We start from the raw sequence: 21,337 nt of genomic DNA on the forward strand, positions 1-21,337 counted from the left end.
TTAGGGGGATCAATTGACTAATTAACCCTAGTAGACTTAAACAAAATGCTGAATAATTGCCTCAGCAAATTCAGAACATTTTAAAGGTTCAACTGGTGGTTCTAGCAACCGGGCTAAATCGTAGGTGACTTGACTATTTGCGATCGCATCGCTTAAACCTTTCTTAATTAGGTCTGCGGCTTCTTGCCAACCCATAAATTCCAGCATCATCACACCAGACAAAATCACTGAACCAGGATTAATCCGATCTAAGCCGGCGTGTTTGGGTGCAGTGCCGTGGGTAGCTTCAAATATGGCACTAGAATCACCAATATTCGCCCCTGGCCCCATTCCTAATCCCCCAACAATCGCAGCCGCCGCATCAGACAAATAATCGCCGTTTAAGTTCATCGTCGCCAAAATCGAATACTCATCCGGTCTGGTTTGGATTTGTTGAAAAATACTGTCAGCAATTCGGTCATTCACCAAAACTTTCTCTTTCCATTTGCCATCGCCGTGGGTTGCCCAAATTGTGTTAAGAACAGTTTCAACTTCCTTGACAATTTGCCCTTTCTTCTCTTCAGTGAGACTATCAAACCCAGGATCAATCTCGCGGGCGTTTTCTTCCAAGGAAATATTCGGATTTTTTTCCTTGTTGCTCAAAATCCAAGATTCTCGTTCGGTGACAGTTTCTTGGCGAAATTCGCTGGTTGCTAGTTCATAGCCCCAATCGCGGAAAGCGCCTTCAGTATACTTCATGATGTTGCCCTTATGCACCAGAGTCACTTGTTGCTTGTGCTTGGGCAATAGCAAAGCGTGTTTGATGGCACGTCTGACTAGACGCTGGGAACCAGTTTTGCTGATGGGTTTGATGCCAATACCAGAATCAAGAGGAATGCGTTTTTTCCCGTGTTCTGGGGTGGCGGGGATCAGTTCTTCATTGAGAATTTTAATTAAGCGATCGCCAATTTCGCTACCTTGTCGCCACTCAATGCCCAAATAAATATCTTCCGTATTCTCCCGATAAACAATTACATCCAGCTTTTCGGGATTTTTGTGCGGTGAAGGCGTACCTGCATAGTAACGGCAAGGACGCACGCAAGCATACAAGTCAAAAATTTGTCGCAGCGCTACATTTAAAGAACGAATTCCCCCCCCAACGGGAGTAGTCAAAGGCCCTTTAATAGCTACACCATATTCTTCAATTGCCGTTAGAGTGTCTTGAGGTAAATATTGATATGTTCCGTATAAATCGCAGGCTTCGTCCCCAGCGTAAACCTTGAACCAACTAATTTGACGCTGACCCTTATATGCTTTGGCTACCGCAGCATCGAGGACTTTTTGGGTAGCAGGCCAGATGTCTATGCCTGTGCCGTCGCCACGAATAAAGGGGATAATTGGATTGTCCGGTACGATTGGTTCACCATTTTTGAAGGTGATTTTTGCTCCGGTTGCGGGGGGGGTAATCTTTTCGTACATCGTTCACACACTCCTAATCGATACGCTGCTATTCAAAAAAAACCTTATGTGGCAGGCTTATATTTTAGGTACTGGGGATTGCGTACTGGGGATTGGGAAGAGACACGAAGTGATTTTTTCAATAATTCACCCTTGTCCTCCATGTCCCCTCAGTCGTAGTACCCAGTCCCTAGTCCCCAGTTCCTAGTCTCCAGATTTTCCCCCTGTTCCCCTTGTACCTTATTTGGGGATTAAGTGTGGGATTCAGTGAAGCGATCGCAATTTTGTACGATCAAAAATAGTAAACTACTTTTCGCTATCAGTGCTTCACCTTAGAGGAGCCAGATAGCTTAACGCTCTTTCACTGACCGCTAAAACAAGAATGGCATGACAGACCCAATGATTTTATCAGGCCCTGCAAATGACATCGACTCCCTCCGAAGACCATTAATCGCTGGGTCTGAAAAAGTCCAACAACAGATAATCCCACAATTAGCTGAGTTGGGTAATGAGGGATTAGACGTGTTGATGGAATTTTTACTGAAACGGCGTGAGAACCCAGCGACTTGGATCGATGGCAAAGCTTACCAAGTTCTCTATAACTCTGATGCACCTCAAGCCAAAGAATTTCTGCGCTCTTGTTTTCCTGAAGGAATTGTACCTCTAAAATCAGAGTGCGGGATAAACTACAATTCTTTGCAACAGCTACTAGCTGCTCAAGACTTCCAAGCAGCCGATCGCGTCACCATCGAAAAAATGTGTGAACTATCAGGGCCAACGGCTGTACAACGAAAATGGTTGTACTTTACTGAGGTAGAAAATACCTCGGCTGTTGACTTGCAAACCATTAACAACCTCTGGTTAGTCCACTCAGAAGGTAAATTTGGTTTTTCAGTACAGCGAGAAATCTGGTTAAGTTTGGGTAAAAACTGGGAGAATTTCTGGCCGAAAATTGGCTGGAAAGCAGGTAATAACTGGACGCGATACCCTAACGGGTTTACCTGGGATTTGAGTGCGCCTAGAGGTCACTTACCCCTCTCAAATCAACTTCGGGGAGTACGAGTCTTTGCTTCTTTACTCTCTCACCCAGCTTGGTCAAAGAATCCAGAAAAATGATTTTGAGCCTAAGGACAAACAGATTATGATCAATTCCACCAATCGAGAATTCTACGTCATCATTGAACGGGATGAAGATGGCTACTATGTTGGAGAAGTTCCTCAGTTAAAAGCTTGTTACAGCCAGGGAGAAACAATTGATGAGTTGATGGCTAATATGAAACAAGTAATTGAACTCTGTTTAGAGGATGTCTAAGAAGTCAAAAATGTCATGCTGTAGTCTGCGATCAGAGTATGACTTAAGGAGTTTAAGGATCAGAAAGTTTGGCCCTGAACGAAAAAGCTTTGGGAAGACAACAATTCGTTTAGAAGCGGATGTTGCAGAGGTTTTTCCCAATGCTGATGCCGTCAATGAGGCTCTAAGATTTCTGATTAGAGTTGTGCAGAACGACCAAGTTTCTGCACTTATAAAGCAGCCTCACAGTTCCTCGGAGGGAGCGGATTAAACCTCCTAGTGCTTAGTTGGAAGTGCCGCAGATCCCTTGAAAATACCAAATTTTGATAATGGCAAACGTTCGTCTAGAAGATATTAAGCGTAGGTTTAATAATGTCACCGCTATTGAGGATATTACCTTTGAAATTCCTGATGGCGAGTTTTGGGTTTTAGTTGGGCCATCGGGTTGTGGGAAGTCTACAATTTTGCGAACGATCGCGGGTTTAGAAACCGCTACATCTGGCAAACTCTACATTGGCGATCGCTTGGTGAATAATATCCCAGCCAGACAAAGGGATGTAGCGATGGTGTTCCAAAACTACGCTCTCTATCCTCACATGAGTGTGGCCCAAAACATCGGCTTTGGCTTGCAAATGCGGAAGGTTGACCAGAAAATCATTCAAGAACGCGTGATGAATGTGGCGCGATCGCTTTCTCTCGATCACTTGCTGGATCGTAAACCCAAACAACTTTCCGGGGGACAGCAACAACGAGTAGCATTAGGGAGAGCGATCGCTCGTGAACCCCAAGTGTTTTTGCTTGACGAACCTTTATCTAATTTAGATGCCCAATTACGCGATGATACAAGGGCAGAATTAAAACAGCTACATCAAGAGTTAGGTATTACAACAATTTACGTCACCCACGATCAAGTCGAAGCGATGACTTTGGCTGATAAAATTGTCGTGCTAAATCGCGGGCGAATTCAACAAATTGGCGATCCCCAAACTATTTATGCAAGTCCTGCTAATCAGATGGTGGCAACTTTTTTAGGCAGTCCACCAATGAATATTTTGCCTGCAATCTATGAAAATAACGGTTTTGATGTAAGTGGACAGTTATTAACAATCCCAGTAGTTGTGAAAGAGAAATTACAGTTGCGTCAGGGACACAGTTATGATTTGGGGATTCGTCCAGAGCATATTTTTATTAACGAACCGCTAAGTCGCCTTAGCGCAGCCTCTCGAAGAGAAGAGCGCCAAGAAGTACAAGAAGTAAATGAGAGTCAGCTGATTGTGGAAGTTAAGGTAGTGGAACCTTTGGGAAGGGAAACTTTGATTCGTGCTGGTTTACCTGGTTCGCCCGTAGTGTTGAATATTCAGGTGGGCGGGGATGTGCGTCCGCGTCCAGGCGATCGCCTTTCTCTACAACTCGATTTAAATCAATTGTTTGTATTTGATTCCAAAACTGGAGACAGAATTTTATAAAGAGTTTCTTAAACTGCCAGAAATAATCGTCAATTCCCAATTTTTTGTAACCAGAATCTAAGAAAATAAAAACTGTAATAGAGACTTAGTAGATTCCCTGCAAAAACTTATATGACTATTAATCGACGGTATTTCTTGTTTTTACTGACATCAGGTGCGGGTGCTTTTGCGTTAGATGCTTGTGCATTAGCAGAGAAATCTCCTGACGGAAAAACTGCAACACCAAATACAATAGCAAATACAACACCAAATACAACAGGGGCTATCCAACTACCGCCTTTACCTTACGCCTATGAAGCACTAGAACCACACATCGATGCCAAAACGATGCAATTTCACCACGATAAACACCACGCAACTTATGTAAAAAACCTGAATGCAGCGTTAGCCAAACATCCAGAACTCAAAGGTAAAAGTGTTGAAGAACTGTTGCGGAAACTTGACAATGTACCACAAGATATTCGCAATACAGTACGCAATAATGGCGGTGGTCATGTGAACCACTCAATGTTCTGGCAAATTATGAAGCCGAAAGGTGGGGGAGAACCAACAGGAAATATAGCCTCCGCGATTAATCAAAATTTTGGCTCTTTTGCAGCTTTCAAAAAACAGTTTAACGAAGCTGGTGCTGGTCGTTTTGGTAGTGGTTGGGTTTGGCTAGTACATAATAAAGGTGGCAAGTTGGAAGTGACCACTACAGCTAATCAAGATACTCCCTTAAGCGCAGGTAAATATCCCATCTTGGGTAATGACGTATGGGAACATGCATATTATCTCAATTACCAGAATCGCCGCGCCGATTACTTAGATGCTTGGTGGAACGTGGTTAATTGGGATGAAATTAACAAGCGATTTGCAGCAGCAACTAAATTTGCCTGAAAACAGACAATATTTTAGAGTTATAAACGCTTAAAAGCTGGCAACAGAAACAATATTCTGCTGCCATCTTTCTGGATATGATAAGCTCATCGTCATTCATTTTTTCAGAATGATTCGCTTGTATAGGGCTATAGGACTAATAATTGATTTCTGAGAAAGCTCGGTACAGCTCAAAAAGTTTAATTCCTTACTCCCTAATCCCTACTCCCCGCCCACGTAGATAATTTCAAAAATCAAATATGATTCATTCCTATGATAAGCAAAACCACTGCATTGCATAGATTTGCCTAATAGTAAGGCTCTGCTCATAACTCCTCCCATCGTAAGAAGTGGTGTTACACCTATCGTGCTGAATTACTTATGAAAAGCAAAAGCTATATAAGATTAAAATAGGACTTACGCACACTCTACGAATTCTCGGCGCTCTTGGCGTCTTGGCGGTTCGAGAAATTAAGCTTTTTAGCAATTTTTGCGTAAGTCCTATAAAACTTAAAATTTTGTCATGAGAACCCTTAAAATCATTTCTTCAAATGTGCAATTTGAATAAAAACACTCTTGAGTCATTTTAATTATAAGGAGTATATTCTCGTGAAGATTGGTTGCAAATTATTCATGCTTGCTTTAACTGTTCCATTATTTCTTGGAATTTTAAATTTTAAAGCACAAGCTCAAGTTACTACTAAAAAATTGGGTGTAGCTGGTGATATTCCCGTTCCCGGTAATTATGATAAGGATGGTAGAACTGATGTTGCAGTATGGCGACCAAGTAATGGTACTTGGTATGTAATCAACAGTTCTACAGGTCAAACAGTTACTAGAAAATGGGGTGTAAATGGCGATATTCCCGTTATCGGCGATTATGATGGTGATAGGATAACTGATATTGCAGTATGGCGGCCAAGTAATCGCACTTGGTATGTAATTAACAGTTCTACAGGTCAAACAGTTACTAAACAATTGGGCACAGATGGCGATATTCCTGTTCCCGGCAGTTATGATAATGATGGTAAAACTGATTTTGCAGTATGGCGTCCTAGTAATGGTACTTGGTATGTAATTAACAGTTCTACAGGTCAAACAGTTACTACAAAATGGGGTGTAAATGGTGATATTCCCGTTCTCGCCGATTATGATTATGATAGTAGAACTGATTTTGCACTATGGCGACCCAGTAATGGTACTTGGTATGTAATTAATAGTTATACGCGTCAAGTAGTTATTAGAAAATTGGGCGTAAATGGTGATGTTCCTGCCCCTGGTAAATACGATGATGATACTAGAGCTGATTTTGCAGTATGGCGACCAAGTAATGGTAATTGGTATATAATTAACAGTTCTACAGGTCAAACAGTTACTAGAAAATTGGGCATAAATGGTGATATTCCTGTCCCTGCCATTTATAATTTCTCTATTAAAACTGACTTCGCAGTATGGCGACCAAGTAATGGCACTTGGTATATTCTGAGGAATTAGTGCTAATATTTTGTCTGATTAAGTAGGGCGGCGTCAATGATTAAAGGTTAGTAGTGAGGGCTGTTTGCGTTGCCGTAGCCTCTCGTAGAGAAGCGTTCCCGTAGGTTAGCCCTCACTACAAACTAATTTCAATATTTTTTATATTGGTATTGATGTATTAGATACAGAAAGCATTGGGTGAATATTTGACCAATTACAAGCTAATTATCAACAAATTATAATTCGCACTTTCGCACTGAAGTATTCAGCGACCAAAATACGGTAGTAATTAAAATAATTCTAGTCTCAGCTTTTTTTTGCATCTAAATCAACCCGTCGAACTCACGTTAAGTTAATCTGCAACTCGATTCTGGGTGAGGGCACAGAATTTGTTATTAAGATTCCAGTGTCTTAATTGCTACTATTTATATGATAGATACGAGGAAAAAGAAATTATTTTTCCCCACTATTCTCATCTTTCCTCTCAAAGAGGCTTTTGAGTAGGTATACCAACAGCACGAGGAAAATTAGCTGGTGTGGTAGCTAGCTTACGCAAATAAACACAGTGGCGAATGCTGTAACTTAGGGGTGTTGTAAATTGTTCGATTGATTCAACGACACCACCCAACTGGTTCACAGCATTCTGCAAAGTAGTTGTTTCATCCTCTGTCCAATTACCGCGATAAATTATGGCTAAACCTCCCTGTTTGAGCAGTGGTAAGGTATATTCTGCACAGACAGAAGCTGGCCCTACAGCACGGATTAATGCAATATCGTAAGCTAGTCTATGCTGCGGGTGATGGCCGATTTCTTCAGCCCTAGCAACAACAGTTTTGGCATTGGCAAGGGCAAGTTCAGTTAATATATTGTTGATAAAAGAAATTTTTTTCCGAGTGGAATCGAGAAGATTAATTGTGCAATTAGGTACAGTAATTGTCACTGGAATACCTGGAAAACCCGCACCTGTACCGATATCAATGATAGCAGGGGAAGCAAGAGAGAAATTTGCTGATAACAAGGGTGCAATTCCTCGCAGAGAATCCCAGAGATGTTTTTCCCAAAACTCTTGGGGGTCAGTAATCCGAGTTAAATTTAGTTGGCGATTACCTTCTAGGATTAACTCATAAAGCCTTTGGAATTGCGCTTGTTGTTGGACATTTGGTTGCCAATTAAGAGTTTGCTGCCAGATTTCTGCCATCTCAGGCAATAAGTTTGTCATTGGGGAATGGGGAGTGGGGAATGGGGAGTGGGGAATGGGGAATAGGGAATAGGGAATGGGGCATTGGCCATTGGGCATGGGGCATTGGACAATAATTAATACTTCTTCTCTCCCTGCTCCCCCTGCCTCCCCTGCTCCCTACTCCCCACTCCCCACTCCCTACTGCCCCTTTCATACTGCTGGTAAAGGTTCTTTAACTTTGGTTTCTAATGTTCTTGGGTCTACTGATTGTAGTTCACCGTGGTTGAGTGTCCAGCAACGATCTGCGATCGCTAACAGATCCCCAGCATCGTGTGTCACTACCAGTAGCGTCCAATCTTTTTTGAGTTTTGCTAATAAATTTACCAATTGCCGACGCATTGACCAATCTAACCCAGCTGTGGGTTCATCCAATAACAGTAAATTTGGCTGGCGAATCAATTGCACTGCCAAAGCTAAACGTCGTTGCTGACCACCACTCAAAGCATAGGGAGCGGCGGAGAGTGATAAATGGTCTAATCCCACCTCAGTAAGGGCTTGTCTGACTCGTTCTGACCCTAACTCAGGATGTCCTAAACGCAATTCTTCTAAAATTGAACCACCGCAAAAGTGACGCTCTGGAAATTGAAATACCAACCCAGCTAACTGTTGCAGCTGTTCGGCTATAAGTTCTTGTTCCCGCCAAAAGAGTGCGCCGCTAGTGGGTTCGGCTAGTCCCGACAAAATTTCTAGTAAGGTACTTTTACCCGAACCACTTGCGCCAATAATCAGACCTAGCTGCTGGGGTGCTAATTCCAAGTTGATCGATTTGAGAATCGCTGTTGGGCACGCTGTGGGGTGATAATTTAGATTTCGGAGATAGAGCATTTGTTAAGATTACCAAAAAGTCAGCAAATTACTGATTAGCTACACTGAAAACATCTGGAAAATTCAAAGAAAGGATTAACACCTTAATCTAGCAGCAAGAATCATCCACTTTTTCTCTATTGTGGCAGAGTCACCCTTAAAACTTTGGCTCTAACCAGCCTGGGAACATGAAAAAATTACCAAAGTCAACCTTTATATAAGAAAATTTTGGTTGAAGCAGAGGCAAGTTAAAATTAACCATTTTTTGCATTCTAAGTAACACATACAACTATTTCAACCGCAAATATTCTGAGGGTTAAAATGACTAAAAGGTTTTCTTCGCCTCGATTAGTAGTGTCTGCTAGACTCACTAAGCTTGCTCAGACTGCTTTTGGCGTTGCGATCGCCTTTGGCGTTGCCCCTTGGGCAATCGCACTTAATTTGTGGGTAAATCCCTCCCTGGCTGGCGATCCGTTTCGCAATCGTGAACCTCATCAAATTGGCGACCAAACAGAAGCCGCTTTTAAAGCGATTTTCCAACAGGGCAATTATCCAGCAGCACAGCGTTATCTGGAACAAGCACTATCCAAAGAGCCAAATGAACCTCTAGCTTATGCCATGAGCGCATCTTTAGCATACGGAAATAAGGATTGGGCTAAACTAGATACCTACAGCCAAAAAACTCTAGAAACAGGACAAAAACTGATTTCTAGCGATCCATTGCGTGGTAATTTATACACTGCTGTTGGTCATTTTTTAAAGGGAGCAGCAATTATCACCCGCGAGGGTACAGTCAACGGTGTGCCGCAAGCCTTTAGTCGGTTGCGGCAAGTTTATGAATATTTAGACAAAGCTGAAGCAATTTCTGCCAACGATCCAGAACTGAATTTAATCAAAGGTTATATGGATTTACTTTTGGCGGTTAATTTGCCTTTTGCTAGCCCAGATCAGGCAATTGGACGCTTAGAAAAAAATGCTGCTCCTGGGTATCTAGTAGATCGGGGTATTGCTCTTGCTTACCGGGATTTAAAACGTTATCCACAGGCGCTAGAGTATGTCAACCGGGCGATTAAAACGACATCTGATAATCCAGAAATTTATTATCTTAAAGCCCAAATACTGAAACAACTGGGGCAAAGAGAAAAAAGCCAGCAGATGATCCAGGAAGCGATCGCTAATTTTGACAAAGCATTGACTAAAAAATCCCAACTCCCAGGCGATTTAGTCAAACAAATTGAACGTGAACGCAGCAGTGCTGTTAGCTTAAAAAATCCTGGGTAATTGGGCATCGGGCATTGGGCATTGGCGATTAAGTTTTTTCTCCATGCCCCATGCCCCATTCCCGATTCCCTACTCCCTACTTTGATATGCTTATTTGCAGAAGAGTAATTGAAATATTAGACCAAAATGGAGATTCAGTTCCGCGAAATTAATCCTTTTGATGTGTGGATTTGGCTGAAATTCAGCACAAATCCTTCTGCGCGTGAAAAGCAGTATGTAGAAGAAGTTTTCAATTCTTGGTTTTATCTGGGTAAATTGGGTGCATTTAATGCAGAAAATCTTCAGGTACAGGATACTGGACTCGATATCAGCTACATGAATTATGATCAGCAAGGGTATGACAAAAGCTTGCTAGCACTGATGCACAACATTGGTGAGTTTGAATATGAGGGTCAATGGGGGCGTTGTTGGTTTGACTTAGGAACTAGTGATGCGATCGCTCTGGATATTTTAATCAACGCCCTCACCCAGCTAAGTCAGGAATATGTCACCATTGAAGAATTGTACATCGGTGGCGAAAATCCAGATTGGCCTATTGAGGGTAGCGAAAGCCGTCCTCAGTCTATTTACGATAATTAGTTACAAAAATGAATAAAGCAGGCGAAATTCGGGTAATAGTCTTGGGGCTAATTCGGGATGGCGAACGCATATTTCTTTCTGAAGGCTACGATCCCGTAAAGCAAGAAACATTTTATCGCGCTTTAGGCGGTGGTGTTGAATTTGGCGAAACCAGCCATGCCGCCTTAGAACGAGAGTTTCAAGAGGAAATTCAGGCAGACTTAACGAATATTAAATATTTAGGTTGTATAGAAAACCTGTTTACATTTAGTGGTAGGCAAGGTCATGAAATTATTCAGCTTTATCAATGTGACTTTGCTGATTCAAAATTTTATCAACTAGAAAGTTTAGTTTTTTCTGAATCACAAACTCATAAACATAGAGCCTTATGGATAGATATTTCTCGCTTGAAATCTGGGGAATTACGATTAGTACCTGAAGTATTTTTTGACTATTTATAAAGAATATGGAAGTTTACTAAAATTACTTTGCTGTTAATTATGTTACTGCACTCAGCAAAGACACAATATACTGGTTGAGACTAACGCCTTCCCGTTCAGAAGTCTCAGCTAAACGTCGATGTAAAGATTTTGGCATCCCTAGTAGTAGTTTACCGCTATAGCTATCGTTACTACTTGGTAAAGGAATATTATCGTCGGCTTCATAAGCTGTTTCAATCCACAATTCCCGCGCCTCATTAAGATTTGCCATTGTCTCTTCAAGGGTTTCGCCTTGGGTAAGACATCCAGGTAAATCTTTAATTTGAGCTACATATCCTTCCTCTGGGTCGGGGTAAAGTGTTACAGGGTACTGGAGATTTAAATAATATTCTAAGGACGGCTTCTCAATCTGCTGGTTCTTCTGGTTTAGTGTCTTCATCAATCCACTCTTCTAAATTTAATAGTTCAGCTATTTGCTGTACGCGATCGCATTGTATAGCTACAACTGAGAAAGCAACTTGTTATACTCTGCATGTGAACCAAGCCAAAACCAAATAACGGTATCTCCATCTAACTGTCCAACCGCTCGATAATTTTTGCTAATCCGTGCTGAATAAATTGGTAGTTCTGCATGTACTTTTTTGAAGCGTAAGCTTGGATGGCTCGGATCTTGTTTGAAAAGACGGTATGCCTCACGGGTTTGCTCTTGAACTTGCTCAGGTAGATCACCAAACCCTTGACGAAACTGAGCGGTTATACGTGACTTCACAATGTATCTGGATCTAACTCTTGGGTTTTACCTGCACGATATTCAGCCATTGCCTCGGCTGCAAGTTTGGCAAGTATGTCTGGAGAACGGGCAAAAGTTTCATCCCAACGGCGTTCATCTTCTAGTTCTGCCAAAATCATCGCTGCGATCGCATCTTGTTCATTGGCAGGCAAATTTTTCAGTTTAGCGATCGCTTGTTCAAGTAGCTCTGTCATAGCTGTTAATCGTTACGAAAGTCATACTATAAATCGCCTTGAAATCCTAAACTCCACCTTCTAACTGCTCTAGGTCATCTCCTGCCAGTGGTGCTTGACCACTATGGCGCACATACAATACATTAACTGTAGTACCTCGAATCGTAAAAAGTATTCGGTATACATTTTTGGCTTTTCCATAAAGAAGTTGACGTACTTCTTCTGGAAAAATTTCATGTTCGACTGCTAAAGCACAACGTTGGGGCTTCTCTTGTAGGGTAGCAATAGCATTCATCAATCCTCAAAACCAACGATCAGCAAATTCAGGATTCCGCTCTCGATACCAGCGATAAGCTTGCTCAATCTGAGTTTTTGCGATTGGGGTAATCTCAACCTGAAATGCCATACTTTCGTTGCATTTCTTGGACAAAATCCTCAATTGGGCGAGTTTTACCAGCGTTGAGCTCCTCGAAACCTTGTCCAATACCTGCAATTGTCTCCAACTGATCAATCAGTTGGCGTAATTTACTGGGGTCGATTTTGCCAGGATCTAGAAAGGTGACGAGAACTTGAGAGCGATCGCTAATATCTTGCGGTAGCTGGGTGAGATGAATTTGCCCATCCTGATAAATGCCTTCGATAGTTTTTATCATGAATTAAAGTTGGGTTGGTATTTCCTTTAATTCTACTAACTATACTCAAAGGGCTGGGTCTAGAATTCCCGCCTGCTCAAAATGACATAGGTTATCATTTGATGACTAATGTTTTTATCCCAATCAAACAATAGCCGTCTCTGGAATCGCACCCTGCATTCTTCCGAAAGCATCAATCAAATTTCGCAATTGTTAATCTGCTTTAAAAACTCCTAAACCGCGTACCGTTACTTTCCCAAAAGAATACACAAAGCGGGTCTTGAGATTATCTAGTAAATTTGCCGCCAACAAATTCCAAGCTGGTTCTTCCATTGGTGTTTCTAAAACGACGTGCTGCTTGTTTTCTGGCTTAATCCGACTAAATCCGAGTTTTTTGCTAGCTGTTTGAGTTCCATGAGTCGCAAAAGTTGATTTGCAGAGACTGGTCAACTACCATAGCGATCGCCTCAATAGCAGAACTAGTAGATTTTGAGACAATGAATTCTACCTTGGTGAACCAAGCAAGTTGGTAGATGAATCAGAGCAGGAAATTGATGCTGAACACTGACAGATAAACTGTATCGTCTTTACCTACTCTTTGAAAGAGCTTTTTGTAAACTTTCATTTCTGCGATTGAGTTAGGTATCTAATGGCTGGCATCAGTAAGTCGGCACGATAAAACCCATGTATGTTTAGTTTTATAAAAACTCTGAAATGACCAATTTATAAGCTGTTTCCTGATTTTAGATTTTATGTAAATAGGTTGATTTTTTAAACCTGACTTTCTTAGCAGTAGATAGACGAGTTTATCTAATTTAAATTTGCAAATTAGATGTAGAACAGCTTAGTGGCAAAGATATCTTTACAGATGGTGTGGGTGGCATTGGCGTAACCCACTGTAACCCTTTGGGGAAGCAAGCTACGCCTAGCGTCTGTCTACGACACGCTGCGCGAACGCAGAGAAAGTATTGCTTTGTTTTCAATACATACACAATCAAAATTTTTAAAAGTGATAAATAGTTGACTACCCTCTTAATATGCTGTAAGTTGATGTCTTGTAAGCTAATCTGTGAAGTAAAGCAAAAAATCAACAAGCAAGACTCTCGATATTGCTAGAGTTTTGATGAGTTTTTTTGTAGTTCCAGCATTGACGATAAATAAAATATTTAAATTTGGAGAGTTGCGTTGACTAAAGCATCTAAGTTTGCGTTAGGTACTTGTTTGCTTCCTCTCACACTCAGTGCCACCCTGTTGCCAGCTATCATAGGCAAAGCCCAAAACCCTCCTCCACCAGAGGCTGGGAGTGGTCGAGTTGAGCGTGAAGCTGTTCGTACAAATAAGTATGTGGTAGTAGCTGCAAATCCACTAGCATCAGCAGCCGGACGCGATGTTCTACGTCGTGGAGGTAGTGCCATAGATGCTGCTATTGCAGTCCAAATGGTACTGACGTTGGTAGAACCGCAATCTTCAGGTATTGGTGGTGGTGCTTTCCTTGTTTACTACGATGCCAAAACGAAGAAGTTGGTTACTTATGATGGTCGAGAAACTGCACCGGCTGCGGCTAAACCAGATCGCTTTCTTGATGCCAATGGCAAACCTTTACAGTTTTATGATGCTGTTGTCGGAGGTAAATCTGTAGGTGTGCCTGGGGTGTTACGAATGCTAGAGTTGGCACACAAAAAATATGGCAAGTTACCTTGGTCTCAACTGTTTCAAGGAGCTATCCAACTTTCTGAACAAGGTTTTCCACTTTCACCACGTTTGTACACTCTGCTAAGTAAGGATCTATATCTATCTCGCAACGAACCAGCTAAGAGCTATTTCTATCAACCCGATGGTACACCCAAGCCAATTGGTACAAGATTGGTCAATCAGCCTTTGGCAGAGGTATTGCGTCAGATTGCCAAAGGAGGCGCTAATGCTTTTTATCAAGGAAATATTGCTAAAGACATAGTAGCTACGGTGAGCCAAGCAGCTGTACCAGGTGACTTAACCACCACTGATCTAGTGCAATATCAAGCTAAACTGCGAGAACCAGTTTGTGGCGCTTATCGAATTTACAAAGTTTGCGGCATGGGGCCTCCAAGTTCTGGTGGTTTAACCGTACTGCAAATTCTAGGTATTCTTCAACAATTTAATCTGCCAGCTTTAAAGCCAGCTTCTTTAGAAGCAGTCCATTTATTTTCTGAAGCTGGACGTTTAGCTTATGCTGACAGAAATTTATATATAGCTGACACAGATTTTGTCCCAGTACCAGTCAAAGAATTAATTAACCCTAACTACCTGAAGTTACGGGCAGCAATAATCAATCCTGAACGTTCAATCGGTCAAGCTCAAGCAGGCAATCCATTGTTACAGCAAGCAAATCTTTTGGGTATAGATCAATCTAAGGATTTGCCATCTACTAGTCATGTTTCAATTGTCGATGCGGCAGGTAATGCTATTTCAATGACTACTAGCATTGAAGATGCCTTTGGCTCAAGATTAATGGTACGAGGCTTCTTACTTAACAACCAACTGACAGATTTCTCTTTTTCGCCGACATCAGAAGGAAAGCCTGTTGCTAATCGCATAGAAGCCAAGAAACGCCCTAGAAGCTCAATGGCTCCCATGATGGTCTTTGATCGCAATGGCAAGCTAGTAATGGTAATTGGTTCAGCTGGTGGGCCGCAAATTATTAATTATGTCGCTAAGGCAATAGTAGGCCATCTGGACTGGGGATTGGACATTCAGCAAGCGCTAGCTTTGCCAAATTTTGGTAGTCGTAATGGCCCAACTGAACTAGAAGCAGATACAGATGTTGCCAACCTGAAACCTGCTTTAGAAGCCAAGGGTCATACAGTCAGCGTTATCCAATTAACCAGTGGTTCCACGGGAATTGTACTAACTAATCAGGGGCTAGTTAGTGGTGCTGACCCACGTCGTGAAGGAGCACCTTTGGGTGAGTAAAAGCTAGTGCCGCAAGGCGGAAGTCAAAAGTTAACACTGAGCGATTTGCCTTGAGCGCAGTCGAAAGGAGTCGAAGTGTCAAAAGTCAAAAAGCTTGTGTTATAAACTTTTCCCTGATTGTGAATGGTATCTCTATATTACGCTCTGCTGTACTAAGTTGATTAAAACAATTAGTATAGCTAGTTTTGAGCAAGTACTTTGTCTTTTTCAATATCAAAATTTCTTCAACAATTCTTTGGCATAAAACTATGAGATGGTTCTCAAAAATAGCATTTACAACTACTCTTAGTATTTTCAGCTTGCTAGGAACCTCAGTTAAGCAAGTACAAGCTGCATCTCTGGACTACGCTTTTACACAATCAGGCTGGGAAGGGGGAGGTATCTTATCTGGTTCATTTTCTGGTGTGGATCAAAATAATGATGGGTTAATTTACACAAGTGAGTTAAATACCTTTGATTTGATATTTTCTGGCAACTCTAAAGTTCCTCAAGAGAAATGGTCGGGTGTATCTAGTTTAAGTTCTTTTGGATTTAACTCTAGTAATTCTAAATTAGCTTTCTCAACTTCTGAAAATTTAGATGAGTATACTGCTAATATTGTTGGTTTACCTTATCTTAATTATATTGGCAAACCTTTTCTTGCCAACTATATTACCTCTTCTGAAATTCAACCGCTTGTAGTTGCAAAATCGATTCCCGAACCTACCGTTGGATTTGCTAGTTTAGCTGCCTTGAGTTTTGGTCTATTACTTAAATTGGGCAAGTCCCGATGATGGTCAACATCTGTTACTGTGCGATATATCGTCAAGATTTACGCAAAAATTGCTAAAAAGCTGAATTTATCGAACGCTTTCTCTGTGAAATGTTTCTAAAACGACGTGCTGCTTGTTTTCTGGTTTAATCCGGCTAAATCCGAGTTTTTTTGCTAGCTGTTTGAGTTCCATGACTCGCAAAAGTTGATTTGCAGGGACAGGTAAAGTACCATAGCGATCGCTCTCAATAGCAGAAGTAGTAGAGTTTGAGACAGTTATACAATAAAAGCAAAGACGTTGAGGTTGAACTAACCTAATGGGTATACCTGAAACAAACCCAAAGATACCAATGCTTTCACCAAGCTTATACGAAACTGATTTTTACGCTTGGACACAGGAACAAGTAACTTTACTTCGCAATGAGCAGTGGAGTCAGATTGATCTGCAAAATCTGATTGAGGAGATTCAATCTTTGGGTAAACAGCAACGTCAAGAACTGCGAAACCGTCTGAGTGTGTTGATTGGACATTTACTAAAATGGCAGTACCAGCCTCAACGCCGTAGCCGTAGTTGGTTAGCAACACTTCGGATTCAACGCTTAGATATTGCTGAACTGCTCGAAGACAATCCTAGCCTAAAGCCTTACCTTGAAGAAGCATTTTGCAAAGCCTACCTTAAAGGTGTCGAATTAGCGGTTGGAGAGACAGATTTGCCTAAGCGGACTTTTCCTGTAGAGTGTCCCTACAGTTTGGTAGAGATTGTGGACTATAATTTCTACCCCGGTGAACCAAGCAAATTACTAGATGAATCAGAGCAGTAATTTGAGATTAAAGTAAATCTTCCTCAGATAGCTGGGCTATTTTCATCAAGGCTTTCAAGGTTCTAACTTTCAAGTCTTAATTGCGGTGAACAGGAATTGACAGCATTTTTATACTTTAAGGTTTTCAGAAATATGATTACTGCCAGTAATTCTTTGCAAAACCCAACTTTTTTATTCTACAATCTTACAAAGTTGCTTGCCAGAAATCGATTTCATACAGCAATTTCGACAACTATTCTCGCTCACGGGTTTGGGCCTCATGGCGTAACTTGCGAGCGTATGCTTGACTATCTGTAATATCAGGTCGTGAGTTTATCACACCTTCACTCTGCCAATAAGCAACGAGTTCGGCTCCTGTCTTGGGAGGATTTGCTAAAACTTGTCTCACAGAAAGAATCCGAAGAATGTATTCAGAAAGAGGAAGATTTAACCGAGCCGCTTCAGTAAAAAGCTGGTTTTCTAACTCTGGTGGCAAATCAAGATTAATACTCACTCTGCTTATCCTCTGTAGGTTTGGTTCTGAATTGATAAAAACTTGAGCAAAACTTATCAAGCAATTGATGACTAATCTTTTTCTAGCATTTAAACACCAACCGCCTCTGGAATCGCACCTTGCATTCTCCCAAAAGCATCAATCAAATTCTGCAATTGTTGATCTGCTTTAAAAACTCCTAATCCGCGCACCGTCACTTTACCAGGAGAATAGACAAAGCGCGTCTTGAGATTTTCTGGTAAATTTGCCGCTAACAAATTCCAAGCAGGTTCTTCCATTGGCGTTTCTAAAACGACGTGCTGCTTGTTTTCTGGTTTAATCCGGCTAAATCCGAGTTTTTTTGCTAGCTGTTTGAGTTCCATAACTCGCAAAAGTTGATTTGCAGGGACTGGTAAACTACCATAGCGATCGCTCCACTCGGCTGCAATCTGTTTTAATTCTGATTTAGATTTAGCTGTTGCTACCGCCCGGTATGCACTCATCTTTTGATCCAAATCGGTGATATAATCTGCCGGAATAAACGCCGTCAGGTTAAGGTCAATCTGGGTATCCTCCACTTGCGGAATTTCTTGTCCTCGGATTTCCCGAATTGCTTCTTCTAGCATTTCCATGTATAAATCAAAACCGATGGCATCCATTTGCCCAGATTGTTCTGCACCTAGCAAGTTACCTACGCCTCTAATTTCCATGTCGCGCATCGCTAGCTGATACCCAGAACCTAGTTGGGTAAATTCCTGAATCGCTCGTAATCGTTGCCGTGCCGCATCAGATAATGCCCGTTGCTTCGGATAAAATAACCAAGCATGGGCTTGGATACCTGCACGTCCCACACGACCGCGTAATTGATACAGTTGTGCCAATCCAAAGCGGTGAGCATCTTCAATCAAAATCGTATTGACTCGCGGAATATCTAAGCCAGATTCAATAATTGTCGTACAAACCAGGATATCTGCATCGCCATTGCTGAAAGTGAGCATGGTTGATTCTAACTCGCTTTCATCCATTTGACCGTGAGCGATCGCAAATCTAGCTCCTGGTAACACTTCTCGTAAATTGGCTGTTGTCTCTTCAATTCCATCCACTCGTGGAACTACGTAAAATACCTGTCCGCCCCTGTCTAATTCCTGACGAATTGCAGTGCGGATACTTTCAGAATTGATTGGTGAAAGATGGGTTTTAATCGGGCGTCTGGTTGGGGGTGGTGTAGTAATCAAACTCATTTCCCGAATTCCCGACAAGGACATATACAAAGTCCGGGGAATGGGAGTGGCGGAGAGGGTAAGCACGTCCACTTGAGTTTTCAAGCTTTTAATTTTCTCCTTCTGATTTACCCCAAATCGCTGTTCTTCATCAACTACCAACAGTCCTAAATCTTTAAATGTCACACCTTTACCTAAAATTTGGTGCGTACCAACTACTACATCTAATTCACCCGTAGCCAATCGCTTTTGAATATCACGGCGTTCTTCAGCAGACCGAAAACGGTTGAGTAAACCGACATTTACCGGGTAGGGAGCAAAACGTTCTTTGAGTGTATGGTAATGCTGCTGTGTTAAAATAGTTGTTGGCGCAAGGAGTGCCACTTGTTTCCCGGCGGTGACTGCTTTAAAAACAGCACGAATCGCCACTTCCGTCTTCCCAAAACCGACATCGCCACAAACTAAGCGATCCATTGGGCGATCGCTTTCCATGTCGCGTTTTACATCTTGTACAGCTTTGAGTTGATCCGTTGTGGGTTGGTAGGGGAAAGAATCTTCTAATTCCTCTTGCCAAGGCATATCACCTGGGAAGCTAAAACCTTGTTGTTGCGATCGCGCTGCATACAGTTTCAACAAGTCCACTGCCAATTTTTTAATCGCTTTGCGGACTTTATTCTTGGTATTTTCCCAAGCTTTACCGGTCATCCGATTGAGTTCTGGTGCTTTATCACCTGCGGCGCGGAACCGAGATAAAGCGCCTACTTGATCGGCTGCAACTCTTAATAACCCATCAGCATACTGCACTACTAAATAATCACGGGTTTCATTATTAATCGTCAAACTTTCCAGCTTGACAAATTTGCCAACTCCATGATTTCTGTGAACCACATAATCGCCTGGACGCAGCTTATTAGGATCAACTTGTTTAGAAGTAGCTTTATGACGCTTGCGGATATAGCCGGGAGTCGCCAAAGAATGCTGCCCAAAAAATTCCCGATCTGTAATAATTACCAATCGGTACGTAGGCAGGATAAAACCTTCTAATTCTGCCAGACCAGAATATTTTAAAGCTATGGGAGTATGGTTGATTTGCAGCTTATCTATCGCCTGGTAGTCGCGGGGATTCGGGATAAACTGAGCCGGACAATCATGTTCTTGCAACAGCGATACAGAACGCGAAGGTTGAGCAGAAAGCAACCAAATCGAGAAATTGCGATCGCGTTCTTGGCGGATGGTTTCAGCTAATTTAGCAAACTGGTGCGGCGTGACAGGAACAGGTCGGCTAGCAAGATTAATCCCATCATTTTCTTCTGACAGTTCCGATAAATATAATGTTTTGAATTTGGCAACGTCAGCCAAACACTCATCAAACGACCGATGAATTTTCGGCAATGTTAGGATATTAGACTCTTCCCTATTCCCTATTCTCCATTGTTCCTGGGCATTTTCTACCCAGCGATCGCTATGAGCATGGCACTGTTCTGGTTCATCAATGGCAATCAGGGTATTTTCTGATAAGTAATTTAGCAGAGATGCTGGTTGCTCGAAAGCCAACCCCAAAAAGCGACGACTACCCTCCAAAAGTGATGAGTTCTCAGTGCTAATTTCTGAGTTAATTTCTGACTCAGCACTCAGCACTCGGAACTCAACACTATTTTTGAGTGCCGCCATGACGATGGGAGCAAAGCTAGTGGGGGTAAGAATTAACTGATCAACTTTGTCGAGTGCGGAACGTTGGGTTGCTGGGTCAAATTCCCGCATTTGCTCGATTTCATCACCAAACCATTCCAGGCGGACTGGAAACTCAGATGAAACTGGGTACACATCAACAATATCGCCCCGGCGGCTCCACTGTCCTTCTGTTTCCACCAGAGGTACTCGTTCGTATCCCAGAATAGTTATTTTCTCACTGAAAGCATTCAAGTCTAATTCCATCCCCCGCTTCAAAGTAAGACAGAATTGCCCAAAAGCTTCTGGTGGTGGTAAGTGGGGTTGCAGCGCTCCTTGAGTAGCCACAATTGCTAAGGGTCGCTTCGCTCCGGTACTGGGGATTGGGAATTGGGGATTGGGAACAGACAAGGGAGTAACTTTTTCAACAATTCCCTCTTGTCCTCCTAATCCCCAGTCCCCAGCCCCCAATCCCCTGTCCCCTGTTATCAAATCTGCCAATACCTGCATTTGCCCCCAACTCATCTCAGTTTCCGGGTCAAAAGGTTCGTAGGGAGAAGCCTCGGAGGTGGGGTAAAAATGTACTGTTTGCCATCCCATTGCCTCCAGTTGGGCGTAAACGCGTCCAGCTTCTTCCAGAGTGGCACAAACCACAAACAAATCCTTGCCCATAGCCTGCGCCAATGCCGAAGCCACCAAACCCTTGGGTAGTCGAGGAACGCCATTTAACCGCAATTCGTGTTGTCGGTTTAGCTTAGAAATAAATTCAGTGGTGAGCGGCGATCGCGCTAAGGCACGCACAATAGAAGAAAATGACATAAGTACTACTAGCGGTGGGAGTCTTTGTGGATCAGAAAATATTAAGGCAGTTTATCTCAACTATTTTAAAAGTGTTAACAGCCTTCTTATTCTTTTGGTGGAAGAATAATGCACGGCGACGAATAAACTTAAGAACTATAACTATTACTTTGTGTACAGTAAAAGCATTTGCATTTATAGAAGCACCTTTAATA

The 21,337-nt window shown here is 42.1% G+C and carries 22 protein-coding genes and 2 pseudogenes; 12 read left to right on the forward strand and 12 right to left on the reverse strand.

Annotated features, from left to right (window positions below; all coding sequences use genetic code 11):
- Positions 1–36: 36 nt before the first annotated feature.
- On the reverse strand, positions 37–1,458 hold the full coding sequence (locus CDC33_RS05585) for an NADP-dependent isocitrate dehydrogenase (RefSeq protein ID WP_109007643.1): 1,422 nt from the start codon (positions 1,456–1,458) through the stop codon (positions 37–39).
- 366 nt (positions 1,459–1,824) lie between these two features.
- On the opposite strand from CDC33_RS05585, the gene CDC33_RS05590 reads away from it, so the two are divergent.
- The 6 genes from CDC33_RS05590 to CDC33_RS05615 all read left to right on the forward strand — a co-directional run bounded on the left by CDC33_RS05590 (position 1,825) and on the right by CDC33_RS05615 (position 6,546).
- Positions 1,825–2,553, forward strand: coding sequence for a GUN4 domain-containing protein (locus CDC33_RS05590; RefSeq protein WP_109007644.1), 729 nt, complete (start codon positions 1,825–1,827; stop codon positions 2,551–2,553).
- A gap of 25 nt (positions 2,554–2,578) precedes the next feature.
- The gene (locus CDC33_RS05595; RefSeq protein WP_109007645.1) at positions 2,579–2,749 is read left to right on the forward strand and encodes a type II toxin-antitoxin system HicB family antitoxin; all 171 of its coding nucleotides are present in this window, start codon (positions 2,579–2,581) and stop codon (positions 2,747–2,749) included.
- Between the two features lie 10 nt (positions 2,750–2,759).
- Entirely contained in the window at positions 2,760–2,999 is a 240-nt protein-coding gene (locus CDC33_RS05600; protein ID WP_219929999.1) for a hypothetical protein, read from the forward strand.
- 58 nt (positions 3,000–3,057) lie between these two features.
- On the forward strand, positions 3,058–4,194 hold the full coding sequence (locus tag CDC33_RS05605) for an ABC transporter ATP-binding protein (RefSeq protein WP_109007647.1): 1,137 nt from the start codon (positions 3,058–3,060) through the stop codon (positions 4,192–4,194).
- A gap of 111 nt (positions 4,195–4,305) precedes the next feature.
- On the forward strand, positions 4,306–5,073 hold the full coding sequence (locus CDC33_RS05610) for a superoxide dismutase (protein WP_109007648.1): 768 nt from the start codon (positions 4,306–4,308) through the stop codon (positions 5,071–5,073).
- 612 nt (positions 5,074–5,685) lie between these two features.
- A complete protein-coding gene (locus tag CDC33_RS05615; protein WP_109007649.1) occupies positions 5,686–6,546 on the forward strand; it encodes an FG-GAP-like repeat-containing protein in 861 nt (286 codons plus the stop codon).
- Positions 6,547–7,009: 463 nt separating this feature from the next.
- On the opposite strand, the gene rsmG is transcribed toward CDC33_RS05615, so the two are convergent.
- Together rsmG and CDC33_RS05625 are read right to left on the reverse strand one after the other, a co-directional pair.
- Entirely contained in the window at positions 7,010–7,744 is a 735-nt protein-coding gene (rsmG, locus tag CDC33_RS05620) for a 16S rRNA (guanine(527)-N(7))-methyltransferase RsmG (protein ID WP_109007650.1), read from the reverse strand.
- 171 nt (positions 7,745–7,915) lie between these two features.
- Positions 7,916–8,590, reverse strand: a complete 675-nt coding sequence (locus CDC33_RS05625) for an ABC transporter ATP-binding protein (RefSeq protein WP_109007651.1) — start codon at positions 8,588–8,590, stop codon at positions 7,916–7,918.
- Between the two features lie 300 nt (positions 8,591–8,890).
- Here CDC33_RS05625 and CDC33_RS05630 point away from each other — a divergent pair, with 300 nt between their 5' ends.
- The 3 genes from CDC33_RS05630 to CDC33_RS05640 all read left to right on the forward strand — a co-directional run bounded on the left by CDC33_RS05630 (position 8,891) and on the right by CDC33_RS05640 (position 10,869).
- Positions 8,891–9,850 (forward strand): Sll0314/Alr1548 family TPR repeat-containing protein, encoded by a 960-nt coding sequence (locus tag CDC33_RS05630; RefSeq protein WP_109007652.1) that lies wholly within the window; start codon positions 8,891–8,893, stop codon positions 9,848–9,850.
- 126 nt (positions 9,851–9,976) lie between these two features.
- A complete protein-coding gene (locus CDC33_RS05635) occupies positions 9,977–10,429 on the forward strand; it encodes a DUF3531 family protein (RefSeq protein ID WP_109007653.1) in 453 nt (150 codons plus the stop codon).
- An 8-nt stretch (positions 10,430–10,437) separates the two neighbouring features.
- Complete coding sequence (locus CDC33_RS05640; RefSeq protein ID WP_109007654.1) at positions 10,438–10,869, forward strand: NUDIX hydrolase; 432 nt, start codon at positions 10,438–10,440, stop codon at positions 10,867–10,869.
- A gap of 37 nt (positions 10,870–10,906) precedes the next feature.
- Here the strand turns inward: CDC33_RS05640 and CDC33_RS05645 are convergent, their stop codons facing one another.
- The 6 genes and pseudogenes from CDC33_RS05645 to CDC33_RS05670 all read right to left on the reverse strand — a co-directional run.
- Positions 10,907–11,287, reverse strand: a complete 381-nt coding sequence (locus CDC33_RS05645) for a type II toxin-antitoxin system HicB family antitoxin (protein ID WP_109007655.1) — start codon at positions 11,285–11,287, stop codon at positions 10,907–10,909.
- Positions 11,288–11,347: 60 nt separating this feature from the next.
- Positions 11,348–11,617: a ParE family toxin-like protein gene (locus CDC33_RS05650; protein WP_109007656.1), complete on the reverse strand. Its 270-nt coding sequence runs from the start codon at positions 11,615–11,617 to the stop codon at positions 11,348–11,350.
- Complete coding sequence (locus tag CDC33_RS05655; RefSeq protein WP_109007657.1) at positions 11,614–11,832, reverse strand: hypothetical protein; 219 nt, start codon at positions 11,830–11,832, stop codon at positions 11,614–11,616. Before CDC33_RS05655 ends, CDC33_RS05650 begins: the two co-directional genes overlap by 4 nt.
- Before the next feature lie 46 nt (positions 11,833–11,878).
- A complete protein-coding gene (locus CDC33_RS05660; protein WP_244919149.1) occupies positions 11,879–12,106 on the reverse strand; it encodes a hypothetical protein in 228 nt (75 codons plus the stop codon).
- 94 nt (positions 12,107–12,200) lie between these two features.
- Positions 12,201–12,464, reverse strand: a complete 264-nt coding sequence (locus CDC33_RS05665) for a hypothetical protein (protein WP_109007658.1) — start codon at positions 12,462–12,464, stop codon at positions 12,201–12,203.
- A gap of 123 nt (positions 12,465–12,587) precedes the next feature.
- Positions 12,588–12,907, reverse strand: a pseudogene (locus CDC33_RS05670) (TRCF domain-containing protein); the annotation flags it as partial.
- A 721-nt stretch (positions 12,908–13,628) separates the two neighbouring features.
- Between CDC33_RS05670 and ggt the strand changes: the two are divergent.
- A complete protein-coding gene (gene ggt, locus CDC33_RS05675) occupies positions 13,629–15,392 on the forward strand; it encodes a gamma-glutamyltransferase (protein WP_109007659.1) in 1,764 nt (587 codons plus the stop codon).
- Positions 15,393–15,640: 248 nt separating this feature from the next.
- Positions 15,641–16,165, forward strand: coding sequence for a hypothetical protein (locus CDC33_RS05680; protein WP_109007660.1), 525 nt, complete (start codon positions 15,641–15,643; stop codon positions 16,163–16,165).
- Between the two features lie 90 nt (positions 16,166–16,255).
- Here the strand turns inward: CDC33_RS05680 and CDC33_RS41880 are convergent.
- A pseudogene (locus CDC33_RS41880) lies at positions 16,256–16,387 on the reverse strand (TRCF domain-containing protein); the annotation flags it as partial.
- A 73-nt stretch (positions 16,388–16,460) separates the two neighbouring features.
- Here CDC33_RS41880 and CDC33_RS05690 point away from each other — a divergent pair.
- The gene (locus CDC33_RS05690) at positions 16,461–16,964 is read left to right on the forward strand and encodes a DUF29 domain-containing protein (RefSeq protein ID WP_109007662.1); all 504 of its coding nucleotides are present in this window, start codon (positions 16,461–16,463) and stop codon (positions 16,962–16,964) included.
- 232 nt (positions 16,965–17,196) lie between these two features.
- On the opposite strand, the gene CDC33_RS05700 is transcribed toward CDC33_RS05690, so the two are convergent.
- Entirely contained in the window at positions 17,197–17,457 is a 261-nt protein-coding gene (locus tag CDC33_RS05700; protein ID WP_109007663.1) for a hypothetical protein, read from the reverse strand.
- A gap of 89 nt (positions 17,458–17,546) precedes the next feature.
- Positions 17,547–21,143 (reverse strand): transcription-repair coupling factor, encoded by a 3,597-nt coding sequence (gene mfd, locus CDC33_RS05705; RefSeq protein WP_109007664.1) that lies wholly within the window; start codon positions 21,141–21,143, stop codon positions 17,547–17,549.
- Between the last annotated feature and the right edge of the window lie 194 nt (positions 21,144–21,337).

The sequence above is a fragment of the Nostoc commune NIES-4072 genome, assembly GCF_003113895.1.
GTDB lineage: Bacteria > Cyanobacteriota > Cyanobacteriia > Cyanobacteriales > Nostocaceae > Nostoc > Nostoc commune.